Raw genomic sequence first — 17,904 nt, 5'->3', positions numbered from 1 at the left:
AGGGGAAGAACACCAACACAACGTTGATGGCGCCGCCCTCCACACGGACGGCGGCGCCGGATTGCCTACGCTTTTACTTCTTCATCAGCGAGCACTTGGACTCGGCCGGCGTGGTGAAAGCCTGCTCGCCCGGGATCGTCGCGACAACCTTCAGGTAATCCCACGGCTTCTTCGATTCGGCCGGCGTCTTCACCTGCAGCAGGTACATGTCGTGGATGGCACGGCCGTCCTGGCGGATATAGCCCTTCGTGTAGAAGTCGTCGATCTTGGTCTTCTTGAGCTGGGCGATGACCTTGTCCGGATCATCCGTGCCAGCAGCGGCCACGGCCTTGATGTAGTTCGACACCGCCGAGTAATCCGCTGCCTGCAGGCTGCTCGGCATCTTCTTCATCTTCATGAAGTAGCGGTTGGCGAACTTGCGCGACGCGTCGGTCATGTCCCAGTACCAGCTGTCGGTCATCAGCAGGCCTTCGGCCGTCTGCAGACCCAGGCTGTGCACGTCGTTGATGAACATCAGCAGGCCTGCGATCTTCATCGTCTTGGTGATGCCGAATTCCTTGGCTGCCTTGATCGAGTTGATCGTGTCGCCGCCGGCGTTGGCCAGGCCCAGGATCTGTGCCTTGGACGACTGCGCCTGCAGCAGGTACGACGAGAAGTCCGATGCCGACAGCGGGTGCTTGACCGAACCGACCACCGTGCCGCCGTTGGCCTTCACCACAGCCGTGGTGTCGTTCTCCAGCGAGTGACCGAACGCGTAATCGGCGGTCAGGAAGAACCACGACTTGCCGCCCTGCTTGACCACCGCGCTGCCCGTGCCCTTGGCCAGTGCCACGGTGTCGTACGCATAGTGGATCGTGTACGGCGTGCACTCTTCGTTGGTCAGGCGCGCCGTGCCGGCACCGATGTCGATAAACACGCGCTTCTTCTCGGAAGCCACCTTGTTCATGGCCAGGCCCGTGGCAGAGTTCGTGCCGCCCAGCAGCATGTCCAGGCCTTGCTGGTCCATCCATTCACGCGCCTTCGATGCGGCAATGTCGGCCTTGTTCTGGTGGTCCGCCGTCACGAGTTCGATCGGCTTGCCGAGCACCTTGCCGCCCGCATCCTCGATCGCCATCTTCACCGCCTCGACACCGCCCTGCCCGTCGATGTCGGCATACAGCCCCGAAAGATCGGTGATGTAGCCGATCTTCACCTTGTCGCCGCTCACCTGCGCATGCGCGCCGAATGCGGCCGCCCCCAGCCCTACCGCCATCAATGCACCAGCCAGCTTCTTGAGTGTCATGGTCTTGTCTCCTGTGTCGTGCGCGCCGCGGATCACGCTGGCGCATGGGTCTTGCAAGTCGATCGGGAAAACCTCTTAAACGCCGAGCAGCTCGTGCAGCACCGGCATCTTGTCCTGCAACTGCGCCGCCTCGAAACGCTCGACGATGCGGCCGTGTTCCATCACATAAAACCGGTCTGCCAGCGGCGCGGCAAAGCGGAAGTTCTGCTCCACCATCACCACCGTGTAGCCGCGCTTCTTGAGCATCAGGATCATGCGGGCCAGCGCCTGCACGATCACCGGCGCCAGTCCTTCGGAAATCTCGTCGAGCAGCAACAGGTTCGCGCCGGTGCGCAGGATGCGCCCGACCGCCAGCATCTGCTGCTCGCCGCCCGACAGGCGCGTGCCCTGGCTTTGGCGGCGCTCGGCCAGGTTGGGGAACATCTCGTAGATCTCGTCGATGCTCATACCGGCATTGCCGGTCTTGGCCACCTGGCCCTTCAGCACCGGCGGCAGCATCAGGTTCTCTTCGCACGACAGGCTCGAGAAAATGCCGCGCTCCTCGGGGCAGTACCCGATGCCGCAGTGGGCGATCTTGTGCGTGGGCAGGTCGATCGTTTCCACACCCTGGCCGCCAGCGTCATGCACGACGATGGAGCCTTTGCGCGTGCCCACCAGGCCCATGATGGCGCGCAGCGTGGTGGTACGGCCCGCACCGTTGCGGCCGAGCAGCGTGACCACCTCGCCGCGGTTCACGGTCAGGTCGACACCATGCAGGATGTGCGATTCGCCGTACCAGGCGTGCAGGTCCTTGATCTGGAGCGCGGGCGTGCTCATGCAGTGTTCTCGTGTGTTCGGGTCTAGCGTTCGCTTACGTTTGATGCGCGGCGTGTGGCCGCGTCGCGTGATCGATCAGCGTCGATCAGTGGCCTCAATGGCCTTCCAGCGCCGCATCGGCGGTGCCCATATAGGCTTCCATCACCTGCGGGTTCTTCGAGACGTCTTCGTACGGGCCTTCGGCCAGGATCTGGCCGCGCTGCAGCACCGTGATCTTGTCGGCGATGGACGAGACCACGTTCATGTTGTGTTCGACCATCAGGATCGTGCGGCCCTGTGCGACGCGCTTGATCAGCTCCGTCACGCGGTCCACGTCTTCGTGGCCCATGCCCTGCGTGGGCTCGTCGAGCAGCATCAGCTCGGGCTCCATCGCCAGCGTGGTGGCAATCTCCAGCGCGCGCTTGCGGCCGTAGGGCAGCTCCACCGTCACGGTGTGCGCAAACTCGGTCAGGCCCACCTGTTCGAGCAACTCCATCGCCCGCGCATTCAGCGTGTTGAGCGACTGCTCGCTGCGCCAGAACGCGTACGCCGTGCCGAGCTGCCGCTGCAGTCCAACGCGAACGTTTTCCATCACCGTCAGATGCGGAAACACGGCGGAGATCTGGAACGAGCGGATGACGCCGCGGCGCGCGATCTGTGCCGGCTTCTCCGACGTGATATCGACGCCGTTGAACAGGATCGTGCCGCGCGTGGGCACCAGGAATTTGGTCAGCAGGTTGAAACAGGTCGTCTTGCCGGCACCGTTCGGGCCGATGAGCGCATGGATGGACCCACGCTGCACGCGCAGGTTGACGTCGGACACGGCGGTAAAGCCCTTGAAGCCCTTGGTCAGTCCGCGCGTTTCGAGAATGATGTCCTGCGCCATGATTCCCTCTGGTCTCCCGCCCTTTTTATGGTGCGGATGATTGTCAACGGCTGTTGCGTTGCAAAACATCGGGGTTTTTACCGAGACGATTACACCCTGCTTACCCCCCGGAAACCCGCACCGGTATTGGATTTCCGACTCACGCCCGGGGGTTACGTAGAGTTACCTATCGGGGCAATGCGGATTGCGCATCCAGTGGACACGGGCGGTGTGTCATGCCCGTGTCATCGGCACGCGAGCTGGTGTCAGGCCGGGACGGCCTCACCGCGGGCTCGGGCCTTGCGCGCGGCACGGATCATCTCGCTCGCCTTCTCCGCAATCATGATCGTCGGCGAGTTGGTATTGCCCGACGTAATCGTCGGCATGACGGACGCGTCGACCACCCGCAGGCCTTCGATCCCGCGCACGCGCAGCTGCGCGTCGACCACCGCGTTTGCATCATCGGCGCGCCCCATGCGGCACGTGCCGACCGGGTGGAAGATGGTCGTGCCGATCTCGCCGGCGGCGCGGGCAAGTTCCTCGTCGGTTTGAAACGCCGCGCCGGGCAGGTACTCCTCGGGCCTGTATTGCGCCAAGGCTGGCTGCGCGACGATGCGGCGTGTGAGGCGCAGCGAATCGGCCGCGACCTTGCGGTCTTCCTCTGTGGACAAGTAGTTCGGCGCGATGGTCGGCGCGGCAAACGGGTCGGCGGACGTGACATGCACCGTGCCGCGCGAGGTCGGCCGCAGATTGCACACGCTCGCGGTAAACGCATTGAACGCGTGCAGCGGATCGCCAAACTTGTCGAGCGAGAGCGGCTGCACGTGGTACTCCACATCGGGCCGCGACACGTGCGGGTTCGAGCGCGCGAACACGCCCAGCTGCGACGGCGCCATGCTCATCGGCCCGCTCTGGTTGAACGCGTATTGCATGCCGATGAGCGCCTTGCCCCACCAGTTTGAGGCGCGCGTGTTGAGCGTGGGCACGCCGTTCACCTTGACCACGCTGCGCAGTTGCAGGTGGTCCTGCAGGTTTTCTCCGACACCCGGCAGCGCCTGGCGCACCGGAATGCCGAGCGCCTGCAGACGTTCCGGCTGACCAATGCCGGCCAGCTCCAGCAATTGCGGCGAGTTGATCGCGCCCGCCGACAGGATCACCTCTTCGCGCGCGGCCACCGTGTAGTCCTGCCCGGCCCCGCGATACGTCACGCCAGTGCAGCGCTTGCCGTCAAACGTCAGCGCCCGGACTTGCGCACCCGTCACGATGGTCAGGTTCGGACGCTGCGAGGCCGGGCGCAGAAAGCCCTTGGCCGTGTTCCAGCGGATGCCGCGCTTCTGGTTGACCTCGAAGTAGCCAACGCCAAAGTTGTCGCCGCGGTTGAAGTCACTCGTGCGCGGGATGCCCGCCTGCACGGCCGCCTCGATGAAGGTCTCCAGCACCTGCCAGTGCAGGCGTTGCGGCTCGACGCGCCATTCGCCGTTTGCGCCGTGCCATGCGTTCGCGCCGCCGTGATAGTTCTCGCTGGCCTTGAACAGCGGCAGCACGGCGTCCCACCTCCAGGAATCATCACCGGTGATGGCGGCCCAGCCGTCGTAGTCTTCACGCTGACCACGCATGTAGATCATGCCGTTGATCGACGAGCACCCACCCAGCACGCGGCCGCGCGGGTAGCCGAGCGAGCGGCCGTTCAAGCCGGGTTCTTCGCGGGTGCGATAGAGCCAGTCGGTGCGCGGGTTGCCGATGCAGTACAGATAGCCGACGGGGATGTGGATCCAGTGGTAATCGTCCTTGCCGCCGGCTTCCAGCAGCAGCACGGAAACGTCGGGGTCGCGGGTCAGGCGGTTGGCGAGGACGCAGCCTGCGGAGCCTGCGCCGATGATGATGTAGTCGTAGGTGTCCATGTCTCCGTGCTTCTTTTCCTTGGTGTTATTGGTTTTTGTTTTTTGTGGTGCAACCAACTCACTTCAAATCAAATCCGCGAAGCCAACCACTCCGTCATCTTTCCGAATACCTCGCTACGCAGCGGTTCGGCTTCGTTGAAGATCTCGTGGTACCCCGATTCAAACCACGCCAACGAGCGCAAATCCTCCGGCGCATTCGCATAAAAGTCGCGGCTGCCAGACGGATCGACAATCGAATCCGCGCCGCCGGCCATCAGCAGCATCGGCGCTTCCAGGCGCGGCGCGTCTTGCTGCGCCTGCGTGATCGCATTGAGCATGAACTCCAGCAATGATGCGCTGATCGTGCTTTGCACCAGTGTGTCTGCCCGATAGGCGGCGGCGATGCTCGGATCGTGCGAAAGCTTGGCTGGATCGACGGGATTGGGCACCGGCAACCTCGGCGCGATGGCGGAGAGAATCCCCCGCACGATGCCCGTTCCGGGCGGCAACCTCACGCGCAGTGCGGGCGATGACAACAGCACGCCGCGCACGGGGCGGATACGCGCGGTGGTGAAGCGCGCGACGATCAATCCGCCCATGCTGTGGCCGAGCACGAACGGCATCTCGTGCCATTCGGCGACCGCCGCATCGACGATTTCTGCGAGATCGGTGAGGTAGTTGTCTTGCGCGTCGAGCGCCATGCGCGGGCCGCCGCTCTTGCCGTGGCCGCGCAGGTCGAAGGCCCTTACGCGCAGGCCAAGATCGGTGAGCACCTTGGCCACATGCGGATAGCGGCCGCTGTGTTCGGCCATGCCATGGACGAGGATGACGGTGCCGCGCGGCTCGCCGGTGTCGGGCGCGGGCAACCAGGTGCGGACCAGCAGTTCAGTGCCGTCCTTCATGCGCTGGCGGCTTTCCAGCGCTGGATGGGCAGTGACCTGAGCGGGGGCTTGCGTCATCGGCGTCTCCTCCTTGGGTTGCCAGATTGTGGCATAGACGCCGCCTGTCGCAATCTGCGTTAATCGTGCGGCCCGTCAGTGGCAGCAGGCATCGGTGCCGCCGCCTTCATCACCCTCGCCGGCCACGCTCTGGAGGATCGGGCAATCGGGGCGGTCATCGCCGTGGCAGGCGTTGGCAAGCGTCATGAGCGTGTCGCGCATGCTTTGCAGCTCGCTGATGCGCGCATCGAGATCCGCCACGTGGCGCAGGGTGACAGCTTTCACATCGGCGCTGGCGCGTTCGCGGTCGTTCCACAACGACAGCAGCGTGCGGATCTCCTCCAGCGCGAAACCCAGAGAGCGCGACCTGTGGATAAAGCGCAGCACATGCAACGCCCGCGCGTCGTACATGCGGTAGTTGCCTTCGGTGCGCGGACTCGGCGGCAGCAGGCCGATACTCTCGTAGTAGCGGATCATCTTGGCCGACACGCCACTGGCCTTTGCGGCCTCGCCAATGTTGACGGGGCCTGGGTCGATGAGATGGGTGCGCGTCATGCGTTGTCTCCGGTGGCGCGCCAGCGGCGCAGCATCAGCGCATTGGTGACCACGCTCACACTGGAGAACGCCATTGCCGCGCCGGCAAACGTGGGGTTCAGCAAGCCGAATGCCGCCAGTGGAATGCCCACCACGTTATAGATGAAAGCCCAGAACAGGTTCTGGCGAATCTTGGCGACGGTGCGGCGCGACAGGTCCAGCGCATCGCTCACCAGGCGCGGCTCGCCGCGCATGAGTGTGATACCGGCGGCCTGCATCGCCACATCGGTGCCCGTGGCCATGGCGATGCCGACGTCGGCCGCCGCCAACGCGGGCGCATCGTTGATGCCATCGCCCACCATCGCCACCACATGGCCGCTCTGCTGCCAAGCCGTCACACGCGCGGCCTTGTCTTGCGGCAGCACTTGCGCGGCCACTTCGTCGATGCCGAGCGCGTGCGCCACGCTGTGCGCGGCGCCGGCGTTGTCCCCCGTCACGAGCGCGGTGCGCACGCCCCGCGTCTGCAGCGCCGCTACGGCCTCCTTGGCACCGGGCTTGAGCGCATCGCCAAACGCAATCAGGCCCCGCAGTTGCACCCCGCCTTCATCACGCTGCGCAAGCCACGAGACGGTGTTGCCCTGCGCCTCCAGCGCATCGGCACGCGTTTGCAATGCGCCGCGATCCAGTCCCAGTTCGTCCATCCACCGCGCATTGCCGAGTTGCAGCGATGCGCCATTCACGATGCCGCGCGTGCCGCGCCCCGCCAACACTTCCGGCGATTGCGCGGGCGTGATTGCACGGCCCCGCTCCATCGCATATTCACGCGTAGCGTGTGCCAGCGGGTGCGTGTTCTCAGCCTGCAGCGCGGCAAGCTGGTCGAGCAGCGTGTCGGTGTCGACGCCGGATGCCGCTTCCACCGCCGTCACACGCGGCTGGCCGACGGTGAGCGTGCCGGTCTTGTCGAAGACCACGAAATCCACCTGCTGGGCGCGTTCGAGCGCCTGCGCATCGGCAATGAGAATGCCGCGCCGCGCGCCCGCACCCGTGCCGGCCATGATGGCAGACGGCGTGGCAAGGCCGAGCGCACACGGGCAGGCAATCACCAGTACGGCCACGGCGTTGACGATGGCCGTCTCCCACCCCGCACCAGCGATGAACCAACCGGCCAGCGTGAGCAGGGCCGCCACCAGCACCGCCGGCACAAAGATGGCGCTCACGCGGTCGACCAGTTGCTGGATCGGCGGCTTGGCGGCCTGCGCGTCTTCCACAAGGCGGATGATGCGCGAAAGCATCGTGTCCGCGCCGATGGCCGTGGTGCGCACGAGCAGCACGCCGTCGGTGGCGATGGCGCCTGCGGTCACGCGGTCGCCTTCGTGCTTGGGCACGGGCAGGCTTTCGCCGGTCAGCATGGATTCATCGACGTGGCTCGCGCCTTCCAGCACCACGGCATCCACGGGGATGCGTTCACCGGCACGCACGGACACCACATCGCCCACGCGCACCTGGGCGACCGGGGTATCGCGCAGCGTGCCATCGGCGCTGCGCACGCGAGCGGTATCGGGGCGCAGCGCCTGCAGGGCACGGATGGCCTGCGCGGTCTGGCGCTTGGCACGCACTTCCAGCCACTTGCCAAGCCGCACCAGCGTGATGACCACGGCGGCGCTTTCGAAGTACAAGTGCGGCGCATGGTGCATCCCGTCCGCACCGGCGCGCCACCACAGCCACAGCGACAGCCCATACGCCGCCGACGTGCCGAGCGCGACCAGCAGGTCCATATTGCCGGCACGCGCACGCAGCGCCTTCCAGCCCGCCTTGTAGAAGCGCGCGCCAATCACGAACTGCACCGGCGTCGCCAGCAGCCACTGCACCCACGCAGGCAGCATCCAGCCGCCGCCGAACCACCCTGCGATCATGGGCAACACGAGCGGCACGGACAGGGCGGCGGCAATCCACACGGGGCCGGCACCTTCCCAGAAGTCGGGTTCGGCAACAACGGAGGCGGCGGTTTCATCGGAAGCGACGCGCGCCTCGTACCCGGCGGCAGAGACTGCGGCGATCAGTGCATCGCTGCCGGCACCGCCCTGCACGCGAGCGCGCTCGGTCGCGAGATTCACGCTGGCTTCGGTCACGCCTGGCACGGCGCGCAAGGCACGTTCGACCCGGCCCGCACAAGCCGCGCACGTCATCCCGCTGATATCGAGGTCGGTGGAGGTCACGTCGGCAAGGCTGGCGGCGGTCATGGAAGCGTCCGTTCTGAAGAAGATGGCATCAGCCTAGACCTTCCCATCTTGGTAAGGTCAAGCCCTCATTCTACGCTTGCACTTCCCACGATGGGAAGGTTCATACTGCTCCCGTGATTCTCTTCCCTCTTTTCAGGAGCACGCCATGACAACGTCTTCCACAACCTTTTCTGTGACCGGCATGAGCTGCGGCCATTGCGTGTCGGCTGTCACGCGAGCAGTGCAGCAGGTCGATGCAAGTGCCAATGTACAGGTGGATCTGGACAAGCAGACCGTGGCCGTCACCAGCGGCGCCAGCGCCGATGCAGTCAGGGCGGCCATCGAGCAAGCCGGCTACCCGGTCAAATCTTCCGCCTGAGCCGGGCGTTGGCAACAAAAAAGGCGTGCCGCTGTGGCACGCCTTTTTGTTGACGCGGAAGCCGCTTAGAAGCGGTAGCCGACGTTCAGGAAGGTCACGACCGGGTTGATCTTGATCTTCGCTTCGCTCACGACGTGGACGCCGGTCGCCGTAGTGCTGTCGATCGTTGCCGTGGTCTTGAGCGGCAGGTACGACACCGACAGGCCAACGAACCAGTCCTTGGTGATGGCGTACGTAGCACCCACGTTCAGCACCGGGTTCAACGAACCGTCGGTCGACACGTTGCTCTTGCTGCCCGGGCCAGCCAGCTTCGTCTGGAAGGCGCTGTTCGTGATCTTCTCGTCGGAGAACCAGGTGTAGTTCAGGCCCAGACCCACGTACGGACGGAACTTGGTGTCGGCGTTGAAGAAGTACCACTTCGCCAGCACGGCCGGGCTCCATTGCTTGGCCGAGCCGATTTCGCCGTAACCCGACAGCGCGCCCGTCCCTTCGATCTTGTGGCGCGGCGGAATGCCACCCACCAGTTCAACGGCAACGTTGTCGGTAAAGAAATGCGTGAAGGCGAGACCAACGGTATCGGCTTCCTGAATCTTGGCGCCCGTGCCGGACTGCGACTGATTCACCGGGATACCGCCGATGCTCTTGACCACCAGCGGGTCGCTCGAGCTATTCGGCATCACGCGGAACCAGCCGAGGCTGACGATGTTGCTGCCGGCAGCTTGTGCGTGCGCGGCGGTGGCGAGGATCATCCCGGCGGCAGCCGCCAGTGCTTTTTTATAGGCCATCTCTATATGTGCTCCTGTGTCAGACGCATCCGACGTAAACGTGATCAATACGTTGCGGTGCGCTCTACGTCTCCTCCCAGGCGGAAGGGATGGCCATTATCCCGTGTGATTGCCTTGGCTAGAACCCTTTTTCTAGAGGTTTTCTGTTACAAGCGGTGCCTGACATCCGCCTGGGGCGGGCGTCTTGAGCACATGCTAGGTTTTTAAACAGTTCTGGATTTGGATAGCGCCAGCACGCAGGCGGCCAGATCCCACAGGGCACTGCCGACGCTCTTGAACACCACGGGCGATATCGGCGCAGGCTGCGTAAGCGTGTCGGGCGGCATATCGATGCACTGTTGTAATGGCCGCACACGCGACCACGGCACACCGGCCTGCAGCAGGTCGCCGGCTTCGGCTTCCAGGTCGACCAGCGTATCGGCGTACAGCCGATCGACCGCAGCGGCATGCACGCACAGGCGCGGCGGCAGTTCGGCCATGTCGGGCCGAAACGCGCCAACCGCAGCGATGAAGTGATGCGCGCCCCAGGCGTACCCGGCCGGGTGGCCCGGATCGCCCAAATCAGGGAGCACCGGTTGCGATGACGGTGTTGCCGTGACGACCAGCGGCGCCTGCGGCAGCACGGCACGGGCAGCATCTGCCACGCCCGCAGCGTCGCCGCCCGCTAGCGCCGTGGCGTCCATGCCGAGCGCGCGCGCGTAGCCCGCCAACCCATCCGCGCTGTCAGCCGTGCGGGCGATGATCGTGACGCGTCGTGTGCCGAGCCCGAAGCGGAAGGCTTCCAGGTGCGCGCGCGCTTGGGCACCGGCGCCGATCAGCAGCAAATCCCCGGCCGGCTCAGGCGCCAGCAAGCGCGCCGCCAGCAACGACACGGCTGCTGTTCGGTGCGCGGTCACGGTCGGGCCATCCAGCATCAACCGGCGTTCGCCGGTGCGGGCGTTCATCACCACCACCTCGCCGTGAATGGCCGCCAAGCTCTGGGCGGGGTTGTGCGGGTGCACGGTGATCATCTTGGTGATGGCGATGTCGTCATTGGACGCCGGCATCAGCAGCAGACTGCCGGAGCCCGCCACGGGCATCACGAGCCGCGCGGGCGCCTGGGCACGGCCGGCGCGTGCATCGCGCAGCACCTGCGCGATGGCATCGGCCAACGCGGCATACGGCAAGCGGGCCGCCGTGGTGGCAGCGTCGAGGGTCTGCAACATGGGGCTCTCGCAGCGGAAGAAACGTCGGACAGACCTTATGCCGTGGCGCGGCGCGCGGGCGGCGTACGGCGCGTGAGCAATCCCGCACTGATGAGAAGCTGCGCAGCGGCGTAGCTCCACCAGATGGCCAGCTCATGGTCGGTGAACGGAAAGACGAACACGCTGATGCCGATCATCGCATCCGACGCTGCAAAGGCAAGCGCGCCCCAAGCTGTCAGCGGACCAGGCAGGCGCGCCAGCAATGCCGCGCACACCATCGCCGACAGCACGAGCATGTAGGCGATCACCGGCCCCTTCAACTCACCCAGGCCCGGCCAGTACCACAGCAGCATGCCGATGGCCACGCCGATCATCACGCCGACACCGATCATGCGGATGGCCGATGACACGCCACGCAGCCCCACCAGCACCCGCAGGTAGCACAAGTGCGCCAGCAAGAAGCAGCCCAGGCCGGCCATGAACGAAAACGACAGCCACGGCAGCGCAAGCCACAGATCTCCCATCGCAGAGAACCCCATGGCGCCGATCAGCCAGCGCCGCTCGCGCGGAATCTCGTGTAGCGAGGCGGCGCGCGCCAGCAGCAACGCCATGAGCATTTTCCACAGCGGCTGCGCGACGATGCGACCGACCAGCGGGGTGCCGGGCGGTACGTCCACGGCCACCATGGTCAGCATGCCGCCGTAGGTCACGCCTGCCACGGCAGCGGCGACCCACCACGCGCGAACCCGTGCCGGCATGCCGTAGCCGCCTGACAGATGCGCCGGCGCGTGCGCCGGATGCGTGGTGTGTCCTTCAACCATCGTGGTCTCCCGCCCAAGAGAGGCGATTCATATCAGCAAGGGATGTCGGCTTGCAGCGTGACACGCCGCGCACCCTGGCGCAAGGCGCGAATCTACCCACCAAGGTGGGATAGCGGCAACGCGCCATCCCGCTTCAAGGCCGTCAGTACGATATTGGAACGTACATTGTCCACACCCGGCACACGCATCAGCTTGCGCATGACGAATTCCGACAGCGCGGGCAGATCGGGCACCACCACGCGCAGCATGTAGTCGGCGTCGCCCGCCACCGAATAGCACTCCTGCACCGCGTCGAGCAGGCTGATCTCTTCATGAAAGCGTTCGACGATGGCGTCGCCGTGGTGCGCCAGCTTGACGCTCGCGAACACCGTCACGCCCAGCCCCAGCCCGGTCGGCGAGAGCACCACCCGGTAGCCCTCGATCACGCCTTCCGATTCAAGCCGCGCCAGGCGCCGCCCGACTTGGCTGGCCGACAGGTGGACTTGCTCCGAGAGCTGCTGATGCGTCGCACGGCCATCGCGCTGAAGGGCCGCCAGCAGAGCCAGATCGAAGGTATCAAGCGAAATCATGCACGTCTCCTGCGTTCACAAGCGGCATTCTGCATGATTTCCGCAAACTAGGCGCAATGGATCGCCGTTTTGCGGGCAACCCGCGTGGCCCCGCCCATACACTGGCCGGACTCTGATTGCACGAGATCGACATTACAAATGGCCATCGCAACCACCGCCCCCGATGCAGCGCAAAACGCCGCCCCGGCCGGCTTCAACGGCACCCTGACCGATAAGCTGCGTGAACAATTTGCCGAAGGCCTGGACGGCCAGACGCTGCGCGCTGATTTCACCATGCAGCAGCCGGTGCACCGCTACACCGCTGCCGATCACGCAACGTGGCGCACGCTGTACGACCGGCAGGAAGCGCTGTTGCCGGGCCGTGTCTGTGATGAATTCCTGCAAGGCCTGTCGACGCTGGGCATGAGCCGCGATGCCGTGCCGTCCTTCGACCAGCTCAACGAAACGCTGATGCGCGCCACCGGCTGGCAGATCGTCGCGGTGCCGGGCCTGGTGCCCGACGAAGTGTTCTTCGATCACCTCGCCAACCGCCGCTTCCCCGCAAGCTGGTGGATGCGCCGCCCCGATCAGCTCGATTACCTGCAAGAGCCGGATTGCTTCCACGACATCTTCGGCCACGTGCCGCTGCTGATTAACCCGATCTTTGCCGACTACATGGAAGCCTACGGCAAGGGTGGCCTGAAGGCCGCGCGCCTGGGCCAGCTCGACATGCTGGCGCGCCTGTACTGGTACACAGTGGAATTCGGCCTGATCCGCACGCCGGCCGGCCTGCGCATCTACGGCGCGGGCATCGTGTCGAGCAAGAGTGAATCGGTGTACGCGCTGGATTCGGCGAGCCCGAACCGCATCGGTTTCGACGTGCGCCGCATCATGCGCACGCGCTACCGGATCGACACGTTCCAGAAGACCTACTTCACGATCGACAGCTTCGAGCAACTGTTCGATGCCACACGCCCGGACTTCACGCCGCTCTATCAAGAACTCGCCGCGCTGCCGACCATCGGTGCGGGTGATGTGATGGAAGGCGATGTGGTGCTGAACGTCGGAAACCGCGAAGGTTGGGCAAACACGGCGGACATCTGAGCGCAGATCGTTGCGCGCTGACTATACTGCGCGCATTCAAGACAGAACTTCGCACCCATCATGATGCCGACCCTGAACGAAGACCAACGCAAGGCCCTTTTTGCCGAAGTGCCCGGCTGGACGCTGCAGAGCGAGCGCGATGCCATCCAGAAGACCTTCACCTTTGCCGACTTCAACGCCGCGTTCGGTTTCATGACGCGCGTGGCGATCAAAGCCGAGCAGATGAATCACCACCCGGAGTGGTTCAACGTCTGGAATCGCGTGGACATCACCTTGTCCACACACGATGCGAACGGGCTCACGCACCGTGACGCCGATCTCGCACGCTTTATCGAGCAGGCCGCAAAAGGCACAGGCGCGAAGTAATCACCGCAATGCTGGCGCTCAGCCCTGTGTGGCTGCGCGCCACGCCTCATACGCCGCCCGCGCCTTGTCGCCCAATTGCTCAGGGGCGATGCGGGTGGCGCCTTGTACAATCATCAGCGCATACGGCTTGGCCAGCGCCGACGCCTCGGCACACAGCCGCAGTTCCTCGCCTTCGGCGGGCGAACGGGCACGCCAGAAATTGATGGCGGCCTCCAGATCGGTGATGTTGAGCAGGGCATCGGTCATCCGCGCATTGTAGCGCTGCCAAATGATGCCGATCGCCACGATTTCGCCCTTGTTGTCCTTTTCCGCCCCGCACTCCGGATCGAGTCAATGCGCATCCTGCTGATTGAAGACGACCGCGCCATCGCCAGCGGCATCCATGCCGGACTCACGCAAGCCGGGCATCGTGTGCAGGTCGTGCACGACGGTGTCTTCGCCACTGAACAACTTGCCAGGCAGACACACGACCTGGTGATCCTCGATCTTGGGCTGCCCGGTATCGACGGCATGACGCTGCTGTCGCAGTTTCGTGCGCGCGATCGCGTGACGCCCGTGCTGATCCTGACCGCCCGCGACGGCCTGCTCGACAAGGTGAACGGCCTGAACGCGGGCGCGGATGATTACCTGCTCAAGCCGTTCGAGATGCTCGAACTCGTGGCTCGCGTGGGCGCGTTGCTCCGCCGTCGCGGTGATCCGACCGAACCCGCCGCGCGCCCTGACATCCTGGTCGGACGGCTGCGCATGAGCGGAGTGGAGCGGCGCATCTTTGTCGACGCCGCCCCGCTGGAACTGTCGCCGCGCGAATTTGCCGTGCTGGAGTTGCTGATGCTGCGCCAGGGCCGCGTGGTCAGCAAGGTGCAGTTGCAGGATCACCTTGCGAGCTTTGGCCACGCCATAGGCGAAGCCAGCCACGACGTGGTGGGTGACACGGCCATCGAAGTCTATGTGCACCGCGTGCGCCGCAAGATCGAACATTCAGAGGCGGAGATCGTCACGGTGCGCGGCTTCGGCTATTTGCTGCAGGCACGCGCGGCGGCGTAGTTCTCGTCCATGTTCAAGCGCCACCGTCCCGCCTCGTCGTCGGCTTCAGCACCTCCGGCCAAGGGTGGCAACGGTGCCGTCAGCCTGCGCCTGCATCTGTTGCGTGCGCTGGCGACACCGCTGTTTGGCCTGATTGTGGGAACCGGCGCGCTATCGTACTGGCTGGCGGCGCACTACACCGCGCAGGTGTTCGATCGCGCTTTGGTGGGTGTGGCCAACACGCTGGCCGAGCAATTGCGCATCGCTGGTCCGCATGTGCCGGCGGCCAAGCTCTACGACATCGCACTGACCGCCCAAACACTCGTCCAGAACAGCGGCGAAGACCGCATCTACTGGCGCATTTCCGGCCCCGCAGGCACACTGGTCGGGCGCGACACGCCGCTCGGCTACGGCTCAGGCCAGGTTCGCATTGGCGAGGCGCGCGTGTTCTACAGCTGGATCGACGGCAAGCAGGTACGCGCCGTCCATCTGCTCGTTCCGGGTGTGAGCGCGGAGGTGCCCAAGCCGCGCTCGCCGCGCCAGCCTGCGCCGCCCGACCCCGAAGACGACGTTACGCGCCCCGCGCTCGCGCCCACGCAGGCGCAGACGGCACCGGCGTTCAATCCGTCCAACCCGCCCGATGCCATGCAGGCCGAAGGCGGCATCGTCGTGGAAGTGGCGGAGCTGCTGGACCATCGCGATACGGCCGCCAAGGAAGTGCTGCTGTCGGTGTCGATTCCATTGATCGTGCTGCTGGCGATTGGCGGGCTGATTCTTTCACTCGTGCTCAAGGAAGAGCTGCAGCCGTTGCAGACGCTGGCCGACACACTCAACAAGCAGAGCGCTCGATCAGTGACGCCGCTGCCGCCGGAATTAGCAGAACACGTGCCAGCCGAACTGCAACCGCTCATCAATGCGATGAACGCGCTACTCGCCCGGCTGCGCGACGCACTCGAAGCGCAGCGCACGTTCATCGCAGACGCGGCACATCAACTCCGCACGCCGCTGACCGCGTTGAAGCTGCACGCCGATCGCGCTGTCGACGCCAAGACATTGGACGACGCCCGCCCCGCGCTGCTCGAGCTGCAATCGGGTGCCAACCGCGCGGTGCGTCTATCGAACCAGTTGCTCACGCTGGCGCGTGCCGAGCCAGGTATGACGCTGGACCAACTGGGCACGCCCATGCGCGTCGATCTCGTCTCGCTGGCGTTCGATACCGGCGCCGAATGGGTGCCGCGCGCGCTTGCACGCGGGCTGGACCTGGGCTTCGAGGCCTGGCCGCAGGAAGCCACGTCGCCGGGTTCGTTGCAGGCCCCGGTGCTGGCCAACGTGCTGCTCCTGCGCGAAGCCATCAACAACCTGCTCGACAACGCCATCAAATACGTGCCGGCCGGCGGACGCGTGACCTTGCGCGCCGGCATGGAGGCCGACGCGACGTCCCAGTGGTGGGGGGTCGTCAGTGTGGAAGACAATGGCCCGGGCATTCCACCCGAGCGGCGCGGTGAAGTATTCCAGCGTTTCTTCCGAGGGGATGCGGATCACCGCCCGGGACAGCCGCAAGGCAGCGGTCTGGGCCTGGCCATCGTGCACGACATCGTCCGTCTGCACGGCGGCACCGTCGCCATCGATGATGCGATTGCGCGCGACGGCACCCGCGTGATGCGCTTCGTGTTGCGCCTGCCGCTGGCAAGCGAATCCGTCTGAACGGCGGACCTTCGGCTTACTTCTTCTTGGTCTTCGCGGGCGGCGCCAGCATCGTGCCGCGGCACCTCTTCGCGCCGCAGCGGCAAGCAAACTGTTCCTTCAGTGCCTTGGTCTGCCGACCTTCGATGACGAGGCCGTAGTCGTAGAACAGCTCTTCGCCAGGTTCGATATCGCGCAGCGCATGAATGAACACGCGACCATCCTCTTCCCGCGCTTCGCAGTTCGGCTTGCAGGCGTGGTTGATCCAGCGCGCGCGGTTGCCGCCGAACTTGGCGTCGATCACGCTGCCGTCTTCCAGGCTGAAGTAGAACGTGTGATTCGGATCGGACGGGTCATGCGGATGGCGGCGCAGTGCCTCCTTCCACGTGATGTGCTCGCCCTTGTATTCGATGATCTTCTTGCCGCGTGCGATCGCGACCACAGCATAGACACCACGTCCGTGCACACCAGATTCACGCACCTCAATGCGATCGCGGCGGCGCAGTTTGGCCGGCGCTTCCGGCGTGGGCGAGGACTCAGCCAGAGCCGGTGCGGCATCAGGGGACGTGCGTGTCATGAGGAAATGGCGCGGTAAAGCGAAACAAGAACGTCGATCAACGAAGCCGTGAGCCTACACCAAAAGCATGGCTTCTCGACATGTGCCGCAACCCCATGTCGTCCCACCAATGTGGATAACCCGGCCTGCAGCTGTGGATAACTACCGGCAAAGGCTGTTGGCTGTCTGTGGCTGCCCTGTCGACGGTGTGGGCACAAGTGACGGGGTTGCCAGTCGGGCGGTCGGAAAAATCAGCAAGCTATCCACCTGAGGACACACGCGGTACCCTCGGTTTTGCGTGCAACAAGTGCTTGAACATAAAGCGCTTTTTCCACTTATCCACAGAAACTATCCACCGTTATCTACTACTACTATCTGTATACATAAGAAAAAAGGTAAACCAACCGATCGACTTGCGTCGAACCTATCTACGAGCAGACAAGCCAACGGCAAACCAGGACATCAATCGTCAACATTGATGTGATGGGATCGCCTCGCAACGTAGGCCCCATGCGGGTTTGCGGAACCCGGATGCCAGGCGCGGTTACAAAGCTCACGTGCCGGCGCTGTTCGCATGCCGGTATCATGTCGCCCTTGGAGCCATCCCCCGGACGCTCTGTTGTGTGTTTTATCTACTCTTGAAGGGAGTCAAGCAATGACGAAAACCGAACTGATCGACGCCATCGCCAGCGGCGTAGACGGTCTGACCAAGGCCAAGGCAGAGCAGGCACTGAACGTGACGCTGCAAGCCATCATGGAATCCGTTGGCAAGGGCGATGCGGTCAGCCTCATCGGCTTTGGTACCTTCAGCCAAGGTGAGCGTGCCGAGCGTATGGCCCGCAACCCGCGCACCGGCGAAGAAATCAAGGTCGAAGCGGCCAAGACGGTCAAGTTCAAGGCCGGCCAGAAGTTCAAGGACGCTGTCAACGCCTAAGGCAATGA

General features: G+C 64.7%; 19 protein-coding genes. 6 read left to right on the top strand and 13 right to left on the bottom strand.

Annotation, left to right across the window (positions count from 1 at the left end):
• Positions 1–73: 73 nt before the first annotated feature.
• The 7 genes from ACUXH0_RS07310 to ACUXH0_RS07280 all read right to left on the bottom strand — a co-directional run bounded on the left by ACUXH0_RS07310 (position 74) and on the right by ACUXH0_RS07280 (position 8,534).
• A complete protein-coding gene (locus ACUXH0_RS07310) occupies positions 74–1,282 on the bottom strand; it encodes an ABC transporter substrate-binding protein (protein WP_012436740.1) in 1,209 nt (402 codons plus the stop codon).
• A 75-nt stretch (positions 1,283–1,357) separates the two neighbouring features.
• Positions 1,358–2,098, bottom strand: a complete 741-nt coding sequence (locus ACUXH0_RS07305) for an ABC transporter ATP-binding protein (RefSeq protein WP_004628584.1) — start codon at positions 2,096–2,098, stop codon at positions 1,358–1,360.
• Positions 2,099–2,192: 94 nt separating this feature from the next.
• Positions 2,193–2,963: an ABC transporter ATP-binding protein gene (locus ACUXH0_RS07300; protein WP_009239534.1), complete on the bottom strand. Its 771-nt coding sequence runs from the start codon at positions 2,961–2,963 to the stop codon at positions 2,193–2,195.
• Between the two features lie 245 nt (positions 2,964–3,208).
• Positions 3,209–4,843, bottom strand: coding sequence for a GMC family oxidoreductase (locus ACUXH0_RS07295; RefSeq protein WP_004628580.1), 1,635 nt, complete (start codon positions 4,841–4,843; stop codon positions 3,209–3,211).
• A 68-nt stretch (positions 4,844–4,911) separates the two neighbouring features.
• On the bottom strand, positions 4,912–5,781 hold the full coding sequence (locus tag ACUXH0_RS07290; protein ID WP_012436741.1) for an alpha/beta hydrolase: 870 nt from the start codon (positions 5,779–5,781) through the stop codon (positions 4,912–4,914).
• Positions 5,782–5,856: 75 nt separating this feature from the next.
• The gene (cueR, locus tag ACUXH0_RS07285) at positions 5,857–6,315 is read right to left on the bottom strand and encodes a Cu(I)-responsive transcriptional regulator (RefSeq protein ID WP_012436742.1); all 459 of its coding nucleotides are present in this window, start codon (positions 6,313–6,315) and stop codon (positions 5,857–5,859) included.
• Positions 6,312–8,534, bottom strand: a complete 2,223-nt coding sequence (locus ACUXH0_RS07280) for a heavy metal translocating P-type ATPase (RefSeq protein WP_012436743.1) — start codon at positions 8,532–8,534, stop codon at positions 6,312–6,314. The genes cueR and ACUXH0_RS07280 overlap by 4 nt, the downstream gene beginning before the upstream one ends.
• Before the next feature lie 145 nt (positions 8,535–8,679).
• On the opposite strand from ACUXH0_RS07280, the gene ACUXH0_RS07275 reads away from it, so the two are divergent.
• Positions 8,680–8,892, top strand: a complete 213-nt coding sequence (locus ACUXH0_RS07275) for a heavy-metal-associated domain-containing protein (RefSeq protein WP_004628571.1) — start codon at positions 8,680–8,682, stop codon at positions 8,890–8,892.
• A gap of 65 nt (positions 8,893–8,957) precedes the next feature.
• Here the strand turns inward: ACUXH0_RS07275 and ACUXH0_RS07270 are convergent, their stop codons facing one another.
• From ACUXH0_RS07270 to ACUXH0_RS07255, 4 genes are all read right to left on the bottom strand, one after another.
• Positions 8,958–9,677 carry an OmpW/AlkL family protein gene (locus tag ACUXH0_RS07270; RefSeq protein WP_012436744.1) on the bottom strand — a complete coding sequence of 240 codons (720 nt, stop codon included), beginning with the start codon at positions 9,675–9,677 and terminating at the stop codon, positions 8,958–8,960.
• 203 nt (positions 9,678–9,880) lie between these two features.
• Entirely contained in the window at positions 9,881–10,882 is a 1,002-nt protein-coding gene (locus ACUXH0_RS07265) for a delta(1)-pyrroline-2-carboxylate reductase family protein (RefSeq protein WP_012436745.1), read from the bottom strand.
• A gap of 35 nt (positions 10,883–10,917) precedes the next feature.
• On the bottom strand, positions 10,918–11,682 hold the full coding sequence (locus tag ACUXH0_RS07260; RefSeq protein WP_004628564.1) for a lysoplasmalogenase: 765 nt from the start codon (positions 11,680–11,682) through the stop codon (positions 10,918–10,920).
• Between the two features lie 92 nt (positions 11,683–11,774).
• Positions 11,775–12,251, bottom strand: a complete 477-nt coding sequence (locus ACUXH0_RS07255) for an Lrp/AsnC family transcriptional regulator (protein ID WP_004628561.1) — start codon at positions 12,249–12,251, stop codon at positions 11,775–11,777.
• A 138-nt stretch (positions 12,252–12,389) separates the two neighbouring features.
• Between ACUXH0_RS07255 and phhA the strand changes: the two genes are divergently transcribed.
• Both phhA and ACUXH0_RS07245 read left to right on the top strand, forming a co-directional pair.
• Complete coding sequence (gene phhA / locus ACUXH0_RS07250; protein ID WP_012436746.1) at positions 12,390–13,334, top strand: phenylalanine 4-monooxygenase; 945 nt, start codon at positions 12,390–12,392, stop codon at positions 13,332–13,334.
• A gap of 60 nt (positions 13,335–13,394) precedes the next feature.
• A complete protein-coding gene (locus tag ACUXH0_RS07245; RefSeq protein WP_004628556.1) occupies positions 13,395–13,700 on the top strand; it encodes a 4a-hydroxytetrahydrobiopterin dehydratase in 306 nt (101 codons plus the stop codon).
• An 18-nt stretch (positions 13,701–13,718) separates the two neighbouring features.
• Here ACUXH0_RS07245 and ACUXH0_RS07240 read toward each other — a convergent pair whose 3' ends face one another.
• Entirely contained in the window at positions 13,719–13,946 is a 228-nt protein-coding gene (locus tag ACUXH0_RS07240; RefSeq protein ID WP_024542450.1) for a DUF3717 domain-containing protein, read from the bottom strand.
• Between the two features lie 87 nt (positions 13,947–14,033).
• Between ACUXH0_RS07240 and ACUXH0_RS07235 the strand changes: the two genes are divergently transcribed.
• On the top strand, positions 14,034–14,744 hold the full coding sequence (locus ACUXH0_RS07235; RefSeq protein WP_004628552.1) for a response regulator transcription factor: 711 nt from the start codon (positions 14,034–14,036) through the stop codon (positions 14,742–14,744).
• A 9-nt stretch (positions 14,745–14,753) separates the two neighbouring features.
• Positions 14,754–16,427 (top strand): sensor histidine kinase, encoded by a 1,674-nt coding sequence (locus tag ACUXH0_RS07230; protein ID WP_004628551.1) that lies wholly within the window; start codon positions 14,754–14,756, stop codon positions 16,425–16,427.
• 16 nt (positions 16,428–16,443) lie between these two features.
• Here the strand turns inward: ACUXH0_RS07230 and ACUXH0_RS07225 are convergent, their stop codons facing one another.
• A complete protein-coding gene (locus ACUXH0_RS07225) occupies positions 16,444–16,983 on the bottom strand; it encodes an SET domain-containing protein (protein WP_012436747.1) in 540 nt (179 codons plus the stop codon).
• 634 nt (positions 16,984–17,617) lie between these two features.
• On the opposite strand from ACUXH0_RS07225, the gene ACUXH0_RS07220 reads away from it, so the two are divergent.
• Complete coding sequence (locus ACUXH0_RS07220) at positions 17,618–17,896, top strand: HU family DNA-binding protein (protein WP_004628548.1); 279 nt, start codon at positions 17,618–17,620, stop codon at positions 17,894–17,896.
• Positions 17,897–17,904: the final 8 nt, after the last annotated feature.

It is taken from the genome of Ralstonia sp. 110700041-2 (assembly GCF_056280165.1).
This window is presented reverse-complemented; position numbering and strand designations above follow the sequence as displayed.